At 66.1% G+C, this 18,429-nt stretch carries 18 protein-coding genes; 9 read left to right on the forward strand and 9 right to left on the reverse strand.

The features are described 5' to 3' along the window. Positions 1–2 precede the first annotated feature (2 nt). The gene (gene fghA, locus EOD43_RS13510) at positions 3–839 is read left to right on the forward strand and encodes an S-formylglutathione hydrolase (RefSeq protein WP_127744754.1); all 837 of its coding nucleotides are present in this window, start codon (positions 3–5) and stop codon (positions 837–839) included. Beyond that, entirely contained in the window at positions 836–1,132 is a 297-nt protein-coding gene (locus EOD43_RS13515; RefSeq protein ID WP_127744363.1) for an AtzH-like domain-containing protein, read from the forward strand. Before fghA ends, EOD43_RS13515 begins: the two co-directional genes overlap by 4 nt. Here EOD43_RS13515 and EOD43_RS13520 read toward each other — a convergent pair. The 3 genes from EOD43_RS13520 to tpiA all read right to left on the reverse strand — a co-directional run bounded on the left by EOD43_RS13520 (position 1,110) and on the right by tpiA (position 4,205). Beyond that, on the reverse strand, positions 1,110–2,756 hold the full coding sequence (locus tag EOD43_RS13520) for a CTP synthase (RefSeq protein WP_127744364.1): 1,647 nt from the start codon (positions 2,754–2,756) through the stop codon (positions 1,110–1,112). The genes EOD43_RS13515 and EOD43_RS13520 overlap by 23 nt on opposite strands. Before the next feature lie 130 nt (positions 2,757–2,886). Then, a complete protein-coding gene (gene secG / locus EOD43_RS13525) occupies positions 2,887–3,264 on the reverse strand; it encodes a preprotein translocase subunit SecG (protein ID WP_127744365.1) in 378 nt (125 codons plus the stop codon). A gap of 191 nt (positions 3,265–3,455) precedes the next feature. Next, complete coding sequence (gene tpiA / locus EOD43_RS13530) at positions 3,456–4,205, reverse strand: triose-phosphate isomerase (protein WP_127744366.1); 750 nt, start codon at positions 4,203–4,205, stop codon at positions 3,456–3,458. A gap of 131 nt (positions 4,206–4,336) precedes the next feature. Between tpiA and EOD43_RS13535 the strand changes: the two genes are divergently transcribed. The 4 genes from EOD43_RS13535 (at position 4,337) to EOD43_RS13550 (ending at position 9,224) form a co-directional block, all read left to right on the forward strand. Further along, positions 4,337–6,262 (forward strand): peptidylprolyl isomerase, encoded by a 1,926-nt coding sequence (locus EOD43_RS13535; protein ID WP_127744367.1) that lies wholly within the window; start codon positions 4,337–4,339, stop codon positions 6,260–6,262. Then, positions 6,259–7,785, forward strand: a complete 1,527-nt coding sequence (locus tag EOD43_RS13540) for an anthranilate synthase component I family protein (RefSeq protein ID WP_420822443.1) — start codon at positions 6,259–6,261, stop codon at positions 7,783–7,785. The genes EOD43_RS13535 and EOD43_RS13540 overlap by 4 nt, the downstream gene beginning before the upstream one ends. 155 nt (positions 7,786–7,940) lie before the next feature. Beyond that, the gene (locus EOD43_RS13545; RefSeq protein ID WP_127744368.1) at positions 7,941–8,774 is read left to right on the forward strand and encodes an outer membrane protein; all 834 of its coding nucleotides are present in this window, start codon (positions 7,941–7,943) and stop codon (positions 8,772–8,774) included. A gap of 84 nt (positions 8,775–8,858) precedes the next feature. Then, positions 8,859–9,224, forward strand: coding sequence for a DUF7079 family protein (locus EOD43_RS13550; protein WP_127744369.1), 366 nt, complete (start codon positions 8,859–8,861; stop codon positions 9,222–9,224). 54 nt (positions 9,225–9,278) lie between these two features. Here the strand turns inward: EOD43_RS13550 and EOD43_RS13555 are convergent, their stop codons facing one another. The 3 genes from EOD43_RS13555 to hflK form a co-directional block, all read right to left on the reverse strand. After that, entirely contained in the window at positions 9,279–10,841 is a 1,563-nt protein-coding gene (locus tag EOD43_RS13555; RefSeq protein ID WP_127744370.1) for a Do family serine endopeptidase, read from the reverse strand. A 101-nt stretch (positions 10,842–10,942) separates the two neighbouring features. Then, positions 10,943–11,812, reverse strand: a complete 870-nt coding sequence (gene hflC / locus EOD43_RS13560) for a protease modulator HflC (RefSeq protein ID WP_127744371.1) — start codon at positions 11,810–11,812, stop codon at positions 10,943–10,945. Beyond that, positions 11,809–12,891 carry an FtsH protease activity modulator HflK gene (hflK, locus tag EOD43_RS13565; protein ID WP_240653185.1) on the reverse strand — a complete coding sequence of 361 codons (1,083 nt, stop codon included), beginning with the start codon at positions 12,889–12,891 and terminating at the stop codon, positions 11,809–11,811. Before hflK ends, hflC begins: the two co-directional genes overlap by 4 nt. A 70-nt stretch (positions 12,892–12,961) precedes the next feature. On the opposite strand from hflK, the gene EOD43_RS13570 reads away from it, so the two are divergent. Together EOD43_RS13570 and EOD43_RS13575 are read left to right on the forward strand one after the other, a co-directional pair. Further along, positions 12,962–13,963 carry an Mrp/NBP35 family ATP-binding protein gene (locus EOD43_RS13570; RefSeq protein WP_127744372.1) on the forward strand — a complete coding sequence of 334 codons (1,002 nt, stop codon included), beginning with the start codon at positions 12,962–12,964 and terminating at the stop codon, positions 13,961–13,963. 24 nt (positions 13,964–13,987) lie between these two features. Beyond that, positions 13,988–14,404 carry a CoA-binding protein gene (locus EOD43_RS13575; RefSeq protein WP_127744373.1) on the forward strand — a complete coding sequence of 139 codons (417 nt, stop codon included), beginning with the start codon at positions 13,988–13,990 and terminating at the stop codon, positions 14,402–14,404. Positions 14,405–14,534: 130 nt separating this feature from the next. On the opposite strand, the gene EOD43_RS13580 is transcribed toward EOD43_RS13575, so the two are convergent. Then, positions 14,535–15,314: a 3'(2'),5'-bisphosphate nucleotidase CysQ gene (locus EOD43_RS13580; protein ID WP_127744374.1), complete on the reverse strand. Its 780-nt coding sequence runs from the start codon at positions 15,312–15,314 to the stop codon at positions 14,535–14,537. Next, positions 15,307–16,653: a TldD/PmbA family protein gene (locus EOD43_RS13585; protein ID WP_127744375.1), complete on the reverse strand. Its 1,347-nt coding sequence runs from the start codon at positions 16,651–16,653 to the stop codon at positions 15,307–15,309. Before EOD43_RS13585 ends, EOD43_RS13580 begins: the two co-directional genes overlap by 8 nt. 193 nt (positions 16,654–16,846) lie before the next feature. Between EOD43_RS13585 and EOD43_RS13590 the strand changes: the two genes are divergently transcribed. After that, positions 16,847–17,302: a hypothetical protein gene (locus EOD43_RS13590; RefSeq protein ID WP_127744376.1), complete on the forward strand. Its 456-nt coding sequence runs from the start codon at positions 16,847–16,849 to the stop codon at positions 17,300–17,302. Here EOD43_RS13590 and ubiA read toward each other — a convergent pair. Beyond that, positions 17,299–18,210: a 4-hydroxybenzoate octaprenyltransferase gene (gene ubiA / locus EOD43_RS13595; RefSeq protein WP_127744377.1), complete on the reverse strand. Its 912-nt coding sequence runs from the start codon at positions 18,208–18,210 to the stop codon at positions 17,299–17,301. The genes EOD43_RS13590 and ubiA overlap by 4 nt on opposite strands. Positions 18,211–18,429 lie beyond the last annotated feature (219 nt).

Raw genomic sequence — 18,429 nt, forward strand, 5'->3', positions numbered from 1 at the left:
CGATGGAGACGCTGTCGGTCAGCGCGAGCCACGGCGGCACGCAGGGCGTCTATGCCCATCAATCCGCCGCCACGGGCACGCGCATGACCTTCAGCGTCTTCGTGCCCCCGCAGGCGAAGGCCGGGCCGGTGCCGGTCGTCTGGTATCTGTCCGGCCTTACCTGCACGCACGCCAATGTAACCGAGAAGGGCGAATATCGCCGCCTGTGCGCCGAACTCGGCCTGATGTTTGTAGCGCCCGATACAAGCCCGCGCGGCGAAGGCGTGGCGGACGATCCGGCGGGCAGCTGGGACTTCGGGCTGGGTGCCGGTTTCTACGTCGACGCGACCGAGGCGCCTTATGCGGCCAATTACCGCATGTGGTCCTACATCACCGACGAACTGCCCGCCTTGATCGCGGCAGAATTTCCGGCGGACATGAGCCGTCAGTCGATCACAGGCCATTCGATGGGCGGGCACGGCGCGCTGACCATCGCCCTCTCCTTTCCCGATCGCTTCCGCGCGGTTTCCGCCTTCGCGCCGATCGTCGCGCCCGCTCAGGTGCCGTGGGGCCACAAGGCTCTGGGCGGCTATCTTGGCCCCGACACGGCCGCATGGCGCAAGCATGATGCCGTCGCGCTGATCGAGGATGGTGCCCGCGTGGCGGACATATTGGTCGATCAGGGCGAGGCTGACGGATTCTTAGCCGAGCAGTTGAAACCGCATCTGCTGGCCGATGCCTGCGCGAAGGCGGGGATCGGTCTGACGCTGCGCATGCAGCCGGGCTACGACCACAGCTATTATTTCATCTCGTCCTTCATGGACGATCATCTGCGCTGGCATGCGGAGCGGCTGGCTTGACCGTCGACGATCCCAAGATCGTCGCGGAAGTCCGCGCCGCCTTCAACGCTTATGAGGCCGCGCTGATGGCGAACGACCTCGACGCTATGGACGCCCTGTTCTGGGACAGCGCCGCCACCGTCCGCTTCGGCCCCGGCCAGAACAGCTTCGGGATCGACGCGATCCGCGAATTCCGCAAGGCGCGGCCCGGCGGATCGCCGCAACGCACGCTGCTGCGCGTCGAGATCACGACCTTCGGTCCCGACTTCGCGCCCGGGGGGCGACGTGATGTTAGACCAGCCGGCTCTGCTTGACTGCGGCTTCGATGAAGCTCGCAAACAGGGGGTGCGGTTCGAACGGCTTGGACTTGAGTTCCGGGTGGAACTGCACGCCCACGAACCACGGATGGTCGGGCCGCTCGACGATTTCGGGAAGCTCGCCGTCGGGCGACATGCCCGAAAAGACGAGGCCACCCTTTTCGAGCGCGTCACGATAGCCGACGTTCACTTCGTAGCGATGGCGATGCCGCTCGCTGATCTCCGTGCCGCCATAGATGGTCGCGACGTGGCTGTTGCCGGTCAGCTTCGCGTCATAGGCGCCCAGCCGCATCGTGCCGCCCAGATCGCCGCCCGCTTCGCGCTTCTGAAGCCCCTCGCCCGTCATCCATTCGGTGATGAGGCCGACGACGGGTTCGTCCGTAGGGCCGAATTCGGTGGTCGATGCCTTGGCGATGCCCGCGGTGTTCCGCGCGCCTTCGATGCAGGCCATCTGCATGCCCAGGCAGATGCCGAAATAGGGCACCTTGCGCTCGCGTGCGAAGCGGACCGCGGCGATCTTGCCCTCCGACCCGCGCTCGCCGAAGCCGCCGGGGACGAGGATGGCGTGCATCGGCTCGAGTTGCGCAGCGATCTCGCCTTCGTCCTGTTCGAACAGCTCGGCGTCGATCCAGCGGATGTTGACCTTCACCTTGTTGGCGATGCCGCCGTGCTGAAGCGCCTCGTGGAGCGATTTGTACGCATCGAGCAGGCCGACATATTTGCCGACGACGCCGATCGTGACTTCGCCTTCGGGATTGCCGATCCGGTCGAGAATCTCGGTCCAGCGCGACAGATCGGGTTCGCCGCCACCGATATTGTCGGTCTCGATCCCAAACGAGGCGAGCACCGCATCGTCCAGCCCTTCGGCATGGTATTGCAGCGGCACTTCGTAGATGTTGCCGGCATCGAGCGCGGGGATGACCGCTTCCTTGGGCACGTTGCAGAAGAGCGCGATCTTCGCGCGCTCATTCTCCGGCAGCGGCCGTTCGCAGCGGCAGACCAGCACGTCGGGCTGGATGCCCAGCGAGGTGAGGTCGCGCACGCTGTGCTGGGTCGGCTTGGTCTTCAGCTCGCCCGCGGCCGCAATGTACGGCACCAGGGTGAGATGGACGAAGCAGGTCGCCTGGCGGCCGAGGTCGTTCCGCAGTTGACGGATCGCCTCCATGAAGGGCAGCGATTCGATGTCGCCCACGGTGCCGCCGATCTCGCACAGCACGAAATCGAGCCCATCGACGTCGGCGCGGGAGAATTCCTTGATCGCGTCGGTGACGTGCGGGATCACCTGCACGGTCGCGCCCAGATAGTCGCCGCGCCGTTCCTTCGCGATGATCGTCTGATAGATCCGGCCCGACGTGATGTTGTCCGACTGGCGGCCCGGAACGCCGGTGAAGCGTTCATAATGGCCGAGGTCGAGATCGGTCTCAGCCCCGTCGTCGGTCACGAAGACCTCGCCGTGCTGATAGGGCGACATCGTGCCCGGATCGACGTTCAGATAAGGATCGAACTTGCGGATGCGGACCTTGTAGCCGCGCGCCTGAAGGAGAGCGGCGAGGCTGGCCGCCATGAGGCCCTTGCCAAGCGAGGAGACCACGCCGCCGGTGATAAAAATAAACCGCGTCATGGGAGTATGGGCTTAGACGCGGACATGGGACGAGAGCAAGGCGGCGACTCCGAAAAGCATCAAAAAAGCTGTGGACACGCGCGACGACCACCGCCCCGAAGGACGGCGGATCGCCGCGATAAAAGGAAAGTTAGTTGGCGGGTGCTGCGCCGTTGGCGGCGGGCGCTTCCGAACCCTGTGCCGCGGCGGCGGCGAGCGGATCGGCCGGGGCCGGCTGCGGTGCGGGCTGCGACTGGGTGGTCGCGGTCTTGCCGACCAGCGAGGTATCGATGTCGCTCGGCCCATGCGTGACCGAAGCGAGCGCGGCGAGGCCGATGCTGAGCAGCACGAACAGGCTGGCGAGGATCGTGGTCGCCCGCGTCATGAAGTCCGCAGCGCCACGTGCGCTCATCAGGCCACCGGCATTGCTGCCGCTGGTCAGGCCGCCACCTTCCGACCGCTGCATCAGGATCACCGCGACGAGAGCAGCGGCGATGATGGCATGGACGACGAGAAGGAAGGTGAGCATCGATACGCTTTCAGTTTCAGGATTGCGCGCGATCTAGTCGATCAGGCGCGAAGGTTCAACGTTTGAACATGATTAAACGTCACCCCGGCCCTGTGCCGGGGTCCACCAACTCTTTTGCGCCACACAAGAGACGGATGCGCAGCGATCCTCTCCCGGTGGTCCCCGGAACAAGTCCGGGGTGACGGTTGGAGTTAAGACGCCGCCGCACCGCCTTCGATGATCGGCACGAACTGCGCCGCGGTCAGGCTCGCGCCGCCGACCAGCGCGCCGTCGACATCGGCGACCGAGAGGAGTTCCTTGGCGTTGTCCGGCTTCACCGAGCCGCCGTAGAGGATGCGGACCTTCGCGCCTTCCGCGCCCAGCAGCGCGCCCAGCTTCGCGCGGATCGCCGCGTGCATTTCGGCAACGTCGCCGACAGACGGGGTGCGCCCGGTGCCGATCGCCCAGACGGGCTCATAAGCGACGACCAAAGTAACGCCGGTGCCGTCGCGCGGGATCGATCCGTCGAGCTGGCCCTCGACCACCGCGACCGCGCGGCCGGCGTCGCGCTCGGCCTCGGTTTCGCCGACGCAGACGATCGCGCGCATGCCGGCGGCGATGGCGGCGGCGGCCTTGGCCTGCACCTCGGCATCGGTTTCATGCTGATCGGCGCGGCGCTCGCTATGGCCGACGATCGCGAGAGTCGCGCCCGCTTCGACAAGCATCGCGGCGCTGATGCAGCCGGTATGCGCGCCCTTTGCGGCGGCGTGGCAATCCTGCGCGCCGATCGTGAGTTCGGGCGTGCGCGCGACGGCCGGGGCGATCAGCGTGAAAGGCGGGCAGATCGCGACGTCGATGTTACCATTGGCCTTGGCGGCCGCCGCGATCGCATCGAGCTCGGCCAGCGCCGCGATCGATCCGTTCATCTTCCAATTGCCTGCCACGAGCTTGCGCAACGCCATCTTGGCCCCCTTTTTCCGCGAATCCTGTAACGGGGACGCCGTAGCAACCGTGTCCGCCCACGCCAACCGTGCTTGAAGCACGGCCACGGCCCCTCTATGGCATCGCCTCTTCTTTTTCGGATCGGTAATCGATGATCTCCTTCTTCCGCCGCGCGCTTTCGTCCTGGGTCGTGCTGGGTCTGCTAGGCCTGATCCTGGTTGCGTTCATCGTGACGGGCGTCAGCACGCCGTCCTCGCTGGGCGCCGGAGACGGCGGCACCACGATCGCCAAGGTGGGCGGCAAGTCGGTCAGCTCGGTCGAACTGATCCGCCGCGCGCAGAACGAACTGGAGGCGCAGCGCCGCCAGCAGCCGGGCGTCGATCCCCAGGGCTTCGTCGCCAATGGCGGATTCGATCGGGTGGCGACGTCGCTGATCGGCGCGCGTGCGATCGACGTGTGGGGCAAGAAGGCGGGCTTCGCGATCAGCAAGCGCCTCGTCGATGCCGAAATCGCCAGCATCCCCGCTTTCCGCGGCGTGACCGGCCAGTTCGATCAGACCGCGATGCGCCAGATTCTCGCGCAGCAGCGGATTACCGAGCGTGACCTGCGCAACGACATTGCCGGCGATCTGCTGCGCAATCAGGCAATGTCGGCACTGGCCGGTTCGGTGATGACGCCCACCAAGGTCGCATCGCCTTATGCCACTCTGCTGATCGAAAAGCGCATCGGCCGGGTCGCGATCGTTCCGCTCGCCGCCGTCGCAGATACGCGCGTGCCGACCGATGCCGAGGTCGCCGCCTTCTACAAGGCGCGCATCGCCAACTATACCCAGCCCGAAACCCGCGTGCTGCGCTACGCCGTGTTCGGGGCGGAGCAAGTGGCGGGCAAGACCAAGCCCAGCGAAGCCGACGTCGCAGCCTATTATAAGGAGCATGCGGCCGAATATGCCGCGCGCGAAAGCCGCGACCTTTCGCAGCTGATCGTCCCCACGCAGGCGCAGGCAAATGCCATCGCTGCCAAGGCGAAGTCCGGCGGATCGCTGGCCGATGCCGCGAAGGCGAGCGGGCTGGAAGCCGCCGAACTGAAGGACCAGAGCAAGGCCGACTTTGCAGGCAGCGCCACCACCGCCCTTGCCGACGCCGTGTTCGCCGCACCCGCTGGCGGCGTGATCGGCCCGGTCAAGGCGCCGCTCGGCTGGTATGTCGTTAAGGTCGCGAAGGTTGGCGGCGTTCCCGCCAAGTCGCTCGATCAGGCGCGGCCGGAGATCGAAGCCGCGCTGACCAAGGAAAAAGGCGACAACGCGCTGGCCGATCTCTCCGCCGCGATCGAAGGCGCGATCGCCGATGGCGCGAGCTTCGAGGAAGTCGCGAAGAACAACAATCTGACCGTCATCACCACCCCGCCCGTCCTGGCCAACGGCACCGCGCCGTCGCAGCCCGGCTGGAAGGCGCCGCCCGAACTGGCCGCGTTGCTCAAGTCGGGCTTCGAAGCGGCTGCGGAGGATGATCCCACGGTCGAGGCGGTCGTACCCAACCAGCGTTATGCGATGCTGGGCGTCTCGCAGGTGATCGCGCCGACGCCGATCCCGCTCGCCACCGTGCGGGCCGCCGTTTCGCGCGACATCGTGGTCGATCGCACCGCCAAGCGCGCGCAGCAGATCGCCACCGCGATCCGCGACAAGGTGAAGAAGGGCGTCGCGCTTGAAAAGGCGGTTGCCGAGGCGGGCGTGAAACTGCCCCCGATCCAGCCCGCGGCCGCCCGCCAGCTCGATCTGTCGCGCCTGCAGCCCGATCAGATCCCTGCGCCGATCCGTGCGCTGTTCCGCCTGAGCCCCGGCAAGGCGGCAATGGCATCGGATACGCGCGGCGGCGCGCTGTTCGTCGTCGTCCTCGACAAGGTCGAGCCGGCAGATTTGAAGATGGTCCCCGGCCTGGTCGATCAGACCCGCGGCGAACTGGCGAATGCGCAGACCGGCGAACTGGTCGAGCAGTTCGTCAACGCCGTCGGCCAGGATATCGGCACGAGCCGCGATGCGGCCGCGATCGCTGCGGCGAAAAAGACCTTCGTCGGCCAGTGAACATAGCGGCCGCCCCCGACGTCGCGGATCGCTCCGCGCTGGAAGCCCTGCGCGCCGGCAAGCCCGCGCTCGTCTGGCGCCGCCAGGTCGCCGACACCGACACGCCGGTCGCCGCCGCGCTCAAGCTGATCGAGCCGGGCCGGGGCGACTTCCTGCTCGAATCGGTCGAAGGCGGCGCCACGCGCGGCCGCTACACCTTGATGGGCCTCGCGCCCGACCTGATGTTCCGCGCGCGCGGCGACGCGGCCGAGATCAACCGCCTCTGGGCAACCGACCGCGAAGCGTTCGAGCCGATCGAGGGCGGCGCGCTGGCCGCGATGCGCGATCTGGTCACGCGCTGCCGGATGGACGTGCCCGAGGGGCTGCCGCCCGCGCTCGCCTGCCTCGTCGGCTATTTCGCCTATGAGACGATCGGGCTGGTGGAGCGCCTGCCCCGCCCTGCCCCCAATCCGCTCGACCTGCCCGACATGCTGTTCGCGCGGCCGACGACGGTGCTGGTGTTCGATCGCCTGTCCGATGCGCTGTGGCTGGTCGCGCCCTTGTGGCCCGAAACGCCCGGCACGCCCGAGGCGAAGATCGCGCAGGGGATCGCGCGGATCGAGGAGCAGGCCGCAAAGCTCGCACAACCGCTGCCCGTGCGCGCGATCGACCCGATCGATCCCGCCACGATCGTCCCCGAACCGCAGCTTCCGCCCGGCCGCTATTCGGACATGGTGCTGAAGGCGAAGGATTACATCGCGGCGGGCGACATCTTCCAGGTGGTGCTGGCGCAGCGTTTCGCGGTGCCCTTCGCACTGCCGCCGATCGAACTGTATCGCGCGCTGCGCCGGATCAATCCGTCGCCCTTCCTCTACTTCCTCGATCTGCCCGGCTTCGCGGTGATCGGGTCGTCGCCCGAAATCCTGGTGCGCGCGCGCGACGGCGAAGTGACGATCCGCCCGATCGCGGGCACGCGTCCGCGCGGCAAGACCGCAGTGGAGGATGCGCATAATCGCGACAGCCTGCTCGCCGATCCCAAGGAGCGCGCCGAGCATCTGATGCTGCTCGATCTGGGGCGCAACGATGTCGGCCGGGTGGCGAGCGCGGGCACCGTCGAGGTGACCGACAGCTACACGGTCGAATATTACAGCCACGTCATGCACATCGTATCGAACGTGGTCGGCCGGCTCGATCCGGCGAAGGACGCGCTCGACGCTTTGTTCGCAGGCTTCCCCGCCGGCACCGTTTCGGGCGCGCCCAAGGTGCGCGCATGCGAGATCATCGCCGAACTCGAACCCGAGACGCGCGGCGCCTATGCGGGCGGCGTCGGATATTTCTCGCCCGACGGATCGATGGACAGTTGCATCGTCCTGCGCACCGCGATCGTGAAGGAAGGCGTGATGCATGTGCAGTCGGGCGCAGGCATCGTTGCGGACAGCGATCCTATTTACGAACAGCGCGAATGTGAGGCGAAAGCTGGCGCATTGATCGCTGCAGCGCGGGAGGCAGCAACACGGTCTCTATCTGCGGATTTTGGCCAATAATTAACTGCAGATGAACTTGTATTTTAATGACAATGTGTTGCTGAAATACGCCACCGTAACGAAAAGATTTGCTTTCTCAAAATAACAGGGATCAAAAGCCTCGCCCGCGTGTTTGGCGGGTGCCGGTCTCCGGCAAGAGAAAGGGTAATCAGAACATGCGGCTTCAACTCACCACCACGGCGGCGCTTGCCGTCCTCGCTTTCGGAGCGACCTCCGCGGCGGCGCAGGACACTGCTTCGACCAGCTGGACCGGCCCCTATGTCGGCGGTCAGCTTGGCTATTCGTGGCAGCCTTCGGATGGCGACGAGACCATCACGTTCGATCGCGGCCTCGACGGCACCTTCGGCGACACCGTCGTCACCGGCACCGGCGCCAACGCCTTCTCGCCGGGCTTCTGCGGCGGCCGTTACAACAATGGCACCCGCGCCGGCGGCTGCCGCAAGGACAATGACGCGACCGCGTGGAAGCTCCATGCCGGTTACGACTATCAGTTCGGCACCGGTCCGTCGGGCTTCGTCGTCGGTGCGGTCGCCGAAGGCGGCGTTTCGTACCTGTACGACTATGTCACCGCGTTCAGCACCACCCCGAACGCCTACACGATCGGCTCGCGCCTGACCGAAAACTATGCCCTGCGCGGCCGCGCGGGCTATGCGGCCAGCACCGGCACGATGATCTACGGCACCGGCGGCGCGACCTACGGCAAGATCCGTAACCGCTATCGCAACGCCAACAACCTGCCCTTCTCGGTCAACGACCGCAGCAAGTGGCAGTGGGGCTGGAACTATGGCGGCGGCATCGAGCAGAAGGTCGGCAAGTTCTCGGTCGGCGCGCTCTATCTGTTCACGGTGATGGACAATGACGACTTCGTCGTTCGTCAGACGGGCGCTGCGCCCTTCACGGCGACCAACCCGCAGGGCACCGACTTCCGTCGGACCTTCTCGAAGTTCGCCTTCCACCAGCTCCTCGCGACGGTCAGCTACCGCTTCTGATCGCAGCGAAAGCTCGAAAAGGGAGGGCGGGCAGCGCAAGCTGTCCGCCCTTTCTTTTTGCGGGAGCCCGGCTACCCTTTTGCCATGCTGACCAGCGACGAAATCGAGCGGCGCATGCCCGTCTGGACTGCGCTGGCGGATCTGTTCCTCGATGCCGAACTCGACAAGGCGGATTATCGTAGGATAGCCGGTTCGGTTCGGACGTCCGGCTACGACCTTGCAGTCGTCGAATGCATCTTGCGGGATGAGGTTCTGCCGGCTTTCGCTTTCAATCTGCTTGAAATAGCCGGCGAATGGGCGGGATGGCACGAGGATGACGTGCGCACCATCATGACAGGTGCAATAGCGCGGCGGCCGGGGATCGGCACGCGGATCAAGAAAGCGTTGTTATGGCGCGACATCGAAAGGAAATGGCGCAAGATCGCCGACATCGCGTTGTCAGCAGAATAGAAAAAGGGCGGCGGCTCTTTCGAACCACCGCCCTTTTCAGCGATCCGGTGCGGATCAGTCCTTCAGTTGCACGCCGATATAGCGGGCCGGATTGGTGCCGCGCTGCGCGAACAGAAGCACCGTCTTCTTGCCGGCCTTCTTCGCCGCCGCGATCTGCGCCGCGGCCGCCTGAACGGTCGACACCGGCACATTGTTGATCTGCAGGATCACATCGCGCGCCTGGAAGCCCTGCGCGCCCGCGTCGCTCGACGGATCGACATAGTTGATCACGACGCCGCGCAGCGTGGTCGGCACGCCCAGACGGCGCGCGATATCGGGCGTCAGCGCCTGGAAGCCGAGGCCGATCGTCGCACGGGTGCTCTCGTCGGCCGACGGATTGGTCGGCGCGCCATTGCCGCTGTCGCCATCCTCATCATCGGTGGTCGCATCGCCCGAAAGCTGATCCTCGGGCGGACGCTCGCCGATCGTGACGTTCACAGTCTTGCGCTGGCCTTCGCGGATCAATTCGATCGGGATCGAGCTGCCCACCTTCGAGCGCGAGACGATGTAGGACAGGGTGTTGTCCGGCGTGACTTCCTGGTTGTTCACCTTCACGATCACGTCGCCCTGGCGGATGCCGGCGCGCGCAGCGGCCTCGCCCGGCTCGACCCGCGCGACGATTTCGCCGCGATCCTTGGGCAGACCCAGGCCCGCCGCAATATCCTCGGTCATCGGCTGGATACCGACGCCCAGATAGCCGCGCTTGATCTTGTTGCCCGACTTGAGCGTCTCGATGATCGGCTTGGCTTCTTCCGCCGGGATAGCAAAGCCGATGCCGACATTGCCGCCGGTGGGAGAGAAGATCGCGGTGTTGATGCCGATCACATTGCCCTTCAGGTCGAACATCGGTCCGCCCGAATTCCCCTGATTGATCGAAGCATCGCTCTGGATGTAGCGATCGTAAAGCTGGCCCGCGCCGATCGAACGGTGCAGCGCAGAGACGATGCCCGCGGTCACGGTGCCGCCCAGCCCGAACGGATTGCCGATCGCGACGACCCAGTCGCCCACGCGGGTCTGCGTCGAATCGCCGAACTGCACGAAGGGCGCGTTCTTGATATCGATCTTCAGCAGCGCCAGATCCGACGCGCTGTCGCGGCCCACCACGGTCGCCTTATATTCCTTGCGATCGGGCAGAGTGACGGTGATCGAGCTGACCACCGCATTGCCCTGCGCCTGCGGGCCGCCTGAAATGACGTGATTGTTGGTCACGACATAGCCGTCGGGCGAGATGATGAAGCCCGAGCCGAGCGAGGTCGCTTCCCGCGTGATCGGCTTGCCGCTTTCATCGGTGCCGCCGCCGAAGCGCTTGAACAGCTCCTCGAACGGGGTGCCGGCAAAGGCATTGTTGCCGCTGCCGCGCACCTGAATCTTCTGCGTGGTCGAAATGTTGACGACCGCCGGCTGCAGCCTGGCAGCGAGATCGGCGAAGCTCATCGGCGCGCCGGGGCGCGGTGCACCGGCATCGATCGTGCCCGGCGCGTTCTGCGCGACCTGCGCGCCCGCGGGCTGCTGCATCGTCAGGGTTGCCGTCGCACCGCCCGCCAGCAAGGCAGCGGTAATCGCATATGCGTAGCGCACTTTGGCCAACTCCTCAGTACTCCTGTCTTGCCCGGTTATAACACCCGGCTAGCCTTCGGGAATCCCCTCTGAACGCCCGTTGAACGACGCTGCTTATCGTTTCAGCGCCGTCCCTTGAATTGCTTCAGATATTCATTGTCCGGGGACAAGATGACAGACGCAGCCCCCGGTGCCTCGGTTCCATCGGTACCGAAGGTCATGCGATAGGACTGCATCGCGCGGTAGAAATCGTAGAATTCGGGATCCTTGCCGAAGCTGGCGGCATAGGTCGCCGCCGCCTGCGCATCGGCCTCCGCCGTGATGATCTGCGCCTGCTTGCGCCCTTCGGCCAGAATCGATCGAGCCTCCTGCTCACGCGCGGTCCGCATCCGCTGGAACGCGCTTTCGAGCGGGGTGCCGTCGGGCAGGTCGGCGCGCTTGATCCGCACGTCGACGATCTGCGCGCCATATTGGGCGGCGACCTTGTTCAGCCGGTCCTGAATATTGTCCATCACCTGACCGCGTTCGGGGCTGAGCAAAGCCGCGAACGGACGCTTGCCCAGTTCGTTGCGCAGCGACGACCCTAGGATCGGGCGCAGCGCCTCACCCACCCGGCGTTCGGAACCGGCGGTGATATACATGCGCAGCGGATTGATGATCCGGAAGCGCGCATAGGCATCGACCTCGAGCCGCAGCTGATCGGTCGACAGCACCGACTGACGCTGCATGTCGAAATCGAGCACGCGCTTGTCGATCCAGACGATATTCTCGACGAACGGAATGCGCGCGATCAGCCCGGCGCCGGTGCGCCCGAACTCCTGGTTCGGACGATAGGCGTTATAGACGGTGACCGGCTCACCAGTACGGACGATCAGCGCCTGCTTGGTTTCCGGCACGATCGCGATCGTGTTCGCCAGCACGAACAGCAGGATGAGGGCGGTGATCGACAACGCGATCATGCGGCGCCCGGCAAGGGTATCGGACAGGCTCATTGCGCGGCCTCCGGACGACGGGGGGCGGGCAGCGGCAGATAGGGAACGACGTTGGCCCCCTCGACCACGGTCTTGTCGGTCTTGGCCAGAACGCGCTCCATCGTCTCATAATACATGCGCTTGCGCGTCACTTCGGGCGACAAGCGATATTCGGTGTAGACCTTGTCGAACGCCTGCGATTCACCCTCGGCCTTGGCGCCCAACTGCTGCGCATAAGCACGCGCTTCGTTGAGGTAGGTCTGCGCGGTCTGCTGCGCAGCCGACACCGACTTGAACGCGTCGTTGACCGCCGACGGCGGATCGGCCTGCTTGATCGCGACGCCCTGCACCACGATGCCGGCGCGATAGCTGTCGAGGATTTCCTGCATCCGCTGCGCGGTGCGCTGCTCAATCTGGCTGCGCTGGGGGCCGATCGCATCGTTCAGCGAGACGCGAGCGATTTCGGCGCGCATCGCGCTTTCGGCGACCTCACCGACGGTATCGTCGGGATCGGCCAGCTCATAGAGATAGAGTTCGGGATCGCGGATGTTCCAGCGCACCGAATAGGCCAGATCGATGATGTTCTGATCGCCGGTTAGCACAAGGTTCTGCGCGCCTTCGCTGGTCGATCCGATATCGGTGGTGCGGATATCCTCCACATCGATCTTGTCGACGATGTCGAACGGCGCGGGCATGTGGAAGCGCAGACCGGGCTGCAGCGTTTCCGCATAGGAGCCGAGACGGGTGACGACGCCGCGCTGCTGCGGGCCGATGACATGCCAGCTGGTCAACGCAACCCACAGGATGATCGCCAGCGCGATGCCCCAGCCGATCAGCTTGCCGCCATCGGGCTCCATCCCCGGACCGCCGCCGCCACCGAAACGCTCACGCCCACGGCGCAGAAGATCGTCGATCGCGGGGCTGCCGGGGCGCTTGCCGGGCTTGCGACGCGGCGGCTGATTCCAAGGGTTGCGATCATTATCGTCGCCACCGCCCGATCCGCCGCCATTGCCACTGCCACCGCCGCTACCACCGCCCCAGGGGCCACCTTCGGTCATCACCGCGATCGGGAGAGCGCCGGCATCATCATTCCTGTTCATGAAGCCATTATAGGGGGGCATTAAGGGAAAAACAGTGCCCTTGTCGGGTTGCCCCCGCTATGCGGTGTCCATGAACATCGACACCGTCCTGTCCGACGCGCTTGATCGCGTCGTCGATCCCATCAGCGGCAAGGGCCTTCTCAGCGGCGGACGCGCCAGTCCGCCCCGCATTTCGGAGGGCGCCGTCAGCGTCGTCGTCGATGTGACGGGCCTGTCCACCGGCGCGCGCGAGACGATCGAGGCGCAGGTGAAAGCGTCGCTGATGAGCGTCGCGGGCGTCGACAGCGTGCGCGTCGCGCTGACCGCCGAAAAGCGCGGGCGCAAGATCATCGCGATCGGATCGGGCAAAGGCGGCGTCGGCAAATCGACACTGTCCGCCAACCTCGCCGTCGCGCTGCGCAAGGCGGGCAAGAAGGTCGGGCTGGTCGACGCCGACATCTACGGTCCGTCGCAGGCACGCCTGCTGGGCACCGAGGGCATCCGCCCAACGGCCGAGGGGCAGAAGATGGACCCGGTCCTCTCTCCCCACGGCATTCCGATGCTGTCGATGGCGCAGCTGGTGAAGCCGGGGCAGGCGATTGCGTGGCGTGGACCGATGGCGGCCAACGCGCTCGGCCAGCTGATCGACGCCGAATGGGGCGACACCGAATTGCTGCTGCTCGATCTGCCGCCCGGCACCGGCGACGTCCAGCTGACGATGGTGCAGAAGTACAAGCCCGTCGGCGCGCTGATCGTATCGACCCCGCAGGATCTGGCGCTGATGGACGCGACCCGCGCGATCGACTTCTTCAACCAGGCGCATGTGCCGATCATCGGGCTGGTCGAGAATATGGCCGGATACGAATGCCCCCATTGCGGCGAAGTCTCCGACCCGTTTGGCCAGGGCGGCGCGCAGGCGGCGGCGATGTCGATGGAATTGCCGTTCCTGGGCCGCGTTCCGCTCGACATCGGCATCCGCACCGCATCCGACGCGGGCACCCCGCCCGCGCTGGCCGACGACGACAAGACCTTCGCGCCGATCGCGCAAAAACTGCTCGACTGGTTGAACCCGGCGAAACCCGCATCATTTTAAGTCCCGACATATCGGGAGAAGATCATGCCGCTGCGCAACGATGACGAGATCGCCTATCTGCTCATCTCATCGAAGGTGATCGCGATGGTGGGCGCATCCGACCGGCCCGAACGGGCAAGCTATGGCGTGATGCGCTTCCTCCAGTCGCGCGGCTACAAAGTGATCCCGGTCAACCCGACGCTGGCGGGCCAGACGATTCACGGCGAGCCGGTATTGGCGACGCTGAAGGAGGTTCACGGCCCGATCGACATCGTCGACATCTTCCGCAATTCCAGCGCGGCCGGTCCGGTGATCGACGAAGCGATCGCGGTCGGCGCCAAGGCAGTGTGGACCCAGTTGGGCGTCTTCAACGACGAAGCCGTCGCACGGGCCGAGGCGGCGGGATTGAAAGCGGTCGTCGATCGCTGCCCGAAGATCGAGATTCCCAGGTTGGGCCTCTGATTAATCCTCCCCGGCACGGGGAGGTGGCATGCCGCAGGCATGACGGAGGGGGTTGGCCACAATCGCCACGCCTGCCTCTCGCCCCCTCCACCGGCTTCGCCGGTCCCCCTCCCCGTTCCGGGGAGGATTTTTAGCGGACCACCGCTTTGGCCGCCCGCTCCGCCAGCCGTTCGACCGCGACGGCGTGGATGGCGGGGGCGGTCGCGAGAACGCCGAACGCCTCGCCCTTGGTCGAATTGTAGCGCAGCGGACGGCCGAGCGCGTCGGTGACGGTCGCCCCCGCTTCCTGCGCGATCAACGCGGCCGCAGCGATATCCCATTCGTGGCCCCAGCGGATCGCCGCGAGCAGATCGGCCTGATCGTTCGCGATCATCGCGATGCGCAGCGCGATCGAGTTCGGCTTGTGAACCATCGTCAGATCGCCGTCGCGGCGCGGCAGGGCATCGGCGGGCACGCGTGAGCCGACGATCTCGGTCCGTTCCGAACTGCGGATCGGGACGCCGTTGAGGGTCGCGCCCCTGCCCGCCTGCGCACGCCAATGTTCGCCACGCGCGGGGGCATCGAGCACGCCGATCAGCGGCCGCCCACCCTCGACCAGGGCGATCGACACCGCCCAGCCTTCGCGCCCGCGCACATAATCGCGTGTCCCGTCGATCGGATCGACGACCCAGACGCGCGCGCAGTTGAGCCGGTGCGCATCATCGGCGGTCTCCTCCGACAGCCAGCCGGCGTCGGGATCCAGCGCCATCAGCCGTTCGCGGAGCAATGCATCGGCGGCGAGATCAATTTCGCACACCGGGCTGGTGTCGCCCTTTTCCCAATGCTTGAAGACGCCCCGCCACGAGGCGTGCGCCATCGCGCCGACCTCCGTCGCGACCGCGCTTACCGCATCGAGAAATTGTTCAGGCACCAGCGACCATCATCCCTTCGATCCGCACCGTCGGCGCATCAATCGCGCGGCGGAACTCCAGATCCGATGCCGGCACTAGCTGACGGTACATGTCTCGGAGATTACCGGCGACCGTGATCTCGGCGACCGGTTCGGCAATCTGGCCGTCGCGGATCACGAAGCCCGATGCGCCCCGGCTATAATCGCCGGTGACGCCGTTGACGCCCTGACCGATCAGTTCGGTGACATAGACGCCCAGCTTGATGTCGGCGATCAGCTCGGCCGGCGAAAGCGCGCCTGCGCCGAGATAGAGGTTGGTTGCGCTCGTCCCCGGCGGGCCGCCGACGCCGCGCGTGGCATGGCCGGTCGGAGCGAGGCCCAGCTGGCGGGCCGAGGCGCTGTCCATCAGCCATCCGGTCAGCACGCCATCGGCGATGATGTCACGCGGGGCGGTGGGCAGGCCTTCGCCGTCGAACGGCTTCGACCGCAGGCCGCGCGGGCGGAGAGGATCGTCGCGCACGGTGATGCCCCTGGCGAACACCTCGGTTTCAAGCGCATCGAGCAGGAAGCTGGTCTTGCGCGCGATCGCGGCGCCCGTGATCGCACCGATCAGATGGCCAAGCAGGCCCGAGCTGACGCGCGGATCATAGACGACCGGCATCGCGCCGCTCGACAGCTTGCCCGGATTGAGACGCTTGATCGCACGATCGCCCGCGCGCGCGCCGATCGTCACCGCATCCTCCAGATCGGCGAAGTGACGCGACGAATGATAGGCATAGTCGCGCTGCATCGCCCCGCCCTCGCCCGCGATCACGCTGGCCGAACAGCCATAGCCGGTGGTCGCATAGCCGCGCGTAAAGCCCGTGCTGGTGGCCAGCGCGATCACGCTGCGGCTGGCCGACGATCCTGCGCCCTCGCTGTTGGTGACGCCTGCGACGGCGCGCGCCGCATCTTCGGCCGCCAGTGCGCGTTCGCGCAGTTCGGTGGGCGACGGATCGGCGCCATCGTCGCCGTCGACATGGGGTGCCGCGCCCTTGAGCAGCAATTCCTCAGGCGCGAGGCCCGCCCACTGATCCTCAGGCGCCTCGCGCGCCATCGCGACGGCGCGGTCGACCAGCGCGGAGAGCGCCTCGGCCGACAGATCCGACGAGGAGACGCTCGCCGATCGGCTGCCCACGAACACGCGCAGGCCGATTTCCTCACCCTCCGACCGTTCGACATCCTCGAGCGCGCCGAGGCGGATCGACACCTGGGTCGAGCCGCTGCCGGCATAGAGCGCGTCGGCGGCATCGGCCCCCGCCTTGCGGGCGGCGGCGATCAAATCTGCGGTGCGGCTTTCGGCGTCGGCGATGGTCAGCATGGGGGCGGACTTAGGTAGCCGGGCGGCCAAGGTCAAACGCGTTGCCGATCGAAACGAGACCACGCAAAGGATCGCGCGGAGAAATCCCGATTTCGCGCCAAAAATTCGTTCCGATTCCGGATCAACTCTGGAACCAAAGCCCGAATTGCGCGTAATGATCCATTCAAGCTCATATCGCGGGTTGGGGAACGCCGTGGACGAAGAGATCACTCTGGACTTCGAGCTGGTGCTCGAAACGCTGCGATCGAACATCGATACCTATCGCGCGGCATCGGAATGCGCGCGCCGTTATCGGGTCTATGCCTTCTTCCGACATGAAGAGATGCGGCGGCAGAAATTGCTCAAGCTCGCCGATGCGGGCGCGCTGCCGGTGCCCCTGCCCTTCACCCGCCGCGTCAGCCTCGTCTTCCAGCGGATCGCGACGCGGATGCGTCTGCGCGGCTGCGAGGAGCGCCAGTCGATTGCCGAGGTGCGGCATGCCGACGTCATGCTGGGCGAACTGATTAACCGCGTCCTCGATCGCTGCGACGATCTGCCCTACGTTCACAGCTGGCTGGTCGGCCTCAAGGACGTCCTCGACGATGCCGAGCGACAGATGGATGAGCTTGAGCATCTCAACCGCCCGATGGCCCAAGCAATGGCCGCTTAGGCAGTCTGCCCGACCACGAAGCACGCCAGGAACATCAGCAGCCCCGCAAAACGGTTCGACCGGAATTTGGCGAGCGCATCGGCGGGGTCGGCGCGGTTGAGCGCCGCGACCTGCCAGCCGAGATGCGCGCCGATCGGCAGCAGAGCGGCTAGCGCGAGCGGATCGGGGCGGACCTGCCAGAAAGCCGAGGCCCAGCATCCGATCGCGATGACGTAGAGCAGGGCCACGCCGCTCCGCGCATGACGGCCGAGCGCGCGTGCCGACGATTTGACGCCCGCCAGCACATCATCCTCGATATCCTGCAGCGCATAGATCGTGTCGTAACCGATCACCCAGAAGATCGACCCGGCGTAAAGCACCCACATGACCGGCGAGAAACCGCCCGTCACCGCTGGCCAGGCGACGATCAGCGCCCAGGAGAAGACCATCCCGAGCCATGCCTGCGGCCACCAGGTGATCCGCTTCATAAAGGGATAGGCGGCCACCGCGCCGAGGCTGGCGACCGCGACGATTGCGGCGAACATGTTGAGCTGGAGCAGGACGACCAGCCCGATCAGGCAGAGCAGACCCAGGAAGCGCCAGGCCTCCCCCACCCCGATCCGCCCGCTCGCGACCGGGCGGCTCGCGGTCCGTGCGACTTTGGCGTCGAGATCGCGATCGACGATATCGTTGAGGACGCAGCCCGCCCCGCGCATCGCCCAGGCGCCTAGGCCGAACCACAGGAACAGATCCCAGCGATCGAGCGCATGCCCCGAAAGCGCGATCGCCCACGCACCGGGCCAGAATAGAAGCCACACCCCGATCGGCCGATCGATCCGCGCCAGTTGGACATAGTCGCGCATGCGCGGCGGAAGCCGTTCGAGCAGACCGCGACTCTGGCTGTCGGCGACGATGTCGGGGCGTTCCATTCCGCTCCCCTACCCGCTCGCGGCGCGCGAAGTCGAGCGATATGGCAGGCCCCGGATTGGGGACTGCGCGGGGCCACAGAAAGGCCCTGATGAAATTCCTTATGCCATACGACATTCAGACCAGCGGAGCGGCCCATCTTTCGGTTGACCGCGATTGTCGCGCCCACTCAAAACAGGTCACTCTTTGGAAGTGCGACTGCCAGAAGAAGCCAGCGCCTC

It is taken from the genome of Sphingomonas crocodyli (genome assembly GCF_004005865.1).
Lineage (GTDB): Bacteria > Pseudomonadota > Alphaproteobacteria > Sphingomonadales > Sphingomonadaceae > Rhizorhabdus > Rhizorhabdus crocodyli.

Excerpts from the sequence above, each read along its gene's own strand:
- EOD43_RS13535 (WP_127744367.1), top strand. The coding sequence starts at position 4,337 with ATGATCTCCTTCTTCCGCCGCGCGCTTTCGTCCTGGGTCGTGCTGGGT.
- fghA (WP_127744754.1), top strand. The coding sequence starts at position 3 with ATGGAGACGCTGTCGGTCAGCGCGAGCCACGGCGGCACGCAGGGCGTC.
- EOD43_RS13550 (WP_127744369.1), top strand. The coding sequence starts at position 8,859 with ATGCTGACCAGCGACGAAATCGAGCGGCGCATGCCCGTCTGGACTGCG.
- EOD43_RS13520 (WP_127744364.1), bottom strand. The coding sequence starts at position 2,756 with ATGACGCGGTTTATTTTTATCACCGGCGGCGTGGTCTCCTCGCTTGGC.
- ubiA (WP_127744377.1), bottom strand. The coding sequence starts at position 18,210 with ATGGAACGCCCCGACATCGTCGCCGACAGCCAGAGTCGCGGTCTGCTC.
- EOD43_RS13545 (WP_127744368.1), top strand. The coding sequence starts at position 7,941 with ATGCGGCTTCAACTCACCACCACGGCGGCGCTTGCCGTCCTCGCTTTC.
- secG (WP_127744365.1), bottom strand. The coding sequence starts at position 3,264 with ATGCTCACCTTCCTTCTCGTCGTCCATGCCATCATCGCCGCTGCTCTC.
- hflK (WP_240653185.1), bottom strand. The coding sequence starts at position 12,891 with ATGAACAGGAATGATGATGCCGGCGCTCTCCCGATCGCGGTGATGACC.
- tpiA (WP_127744366.1), bottom strand. The coding sequence starts at position 4,205 with ATGGCGTTGCGCAAGCTCGTGGCAGGCAATTGGAAGATGAACGGATCG.
- hflC (WP_127744371.1), bottom strand. The coding sequence starts at position 11,812 with ATGAGCCTGTCCGATACCCTTGCCGGGCGCCGCATGATCGCGTTGTCG.
- EOD43_RS13570 (WP_127744372.1), top strand. The coding sequence starts at position 12,962 with ATGAACATCGACACCGTCCTGTCCGACGCGCTTGATCGCGTCGTCGAT.
- EOD43_RS13575 (WP_127744373.1), top strand. The coding sequence starts at position 13,988 with ATGCCGCTGCGCAACGATGACGAGATCGCCTATCTGCTCATCTCATCG.
- EOD43_RS13585 (WP_127744375.1), bottom strand. The coding sequence starts at position 16,653 with ATGCTGACCATCGCCGACGCCGAAAGCCGCACCGCAGATTTGATCGCC.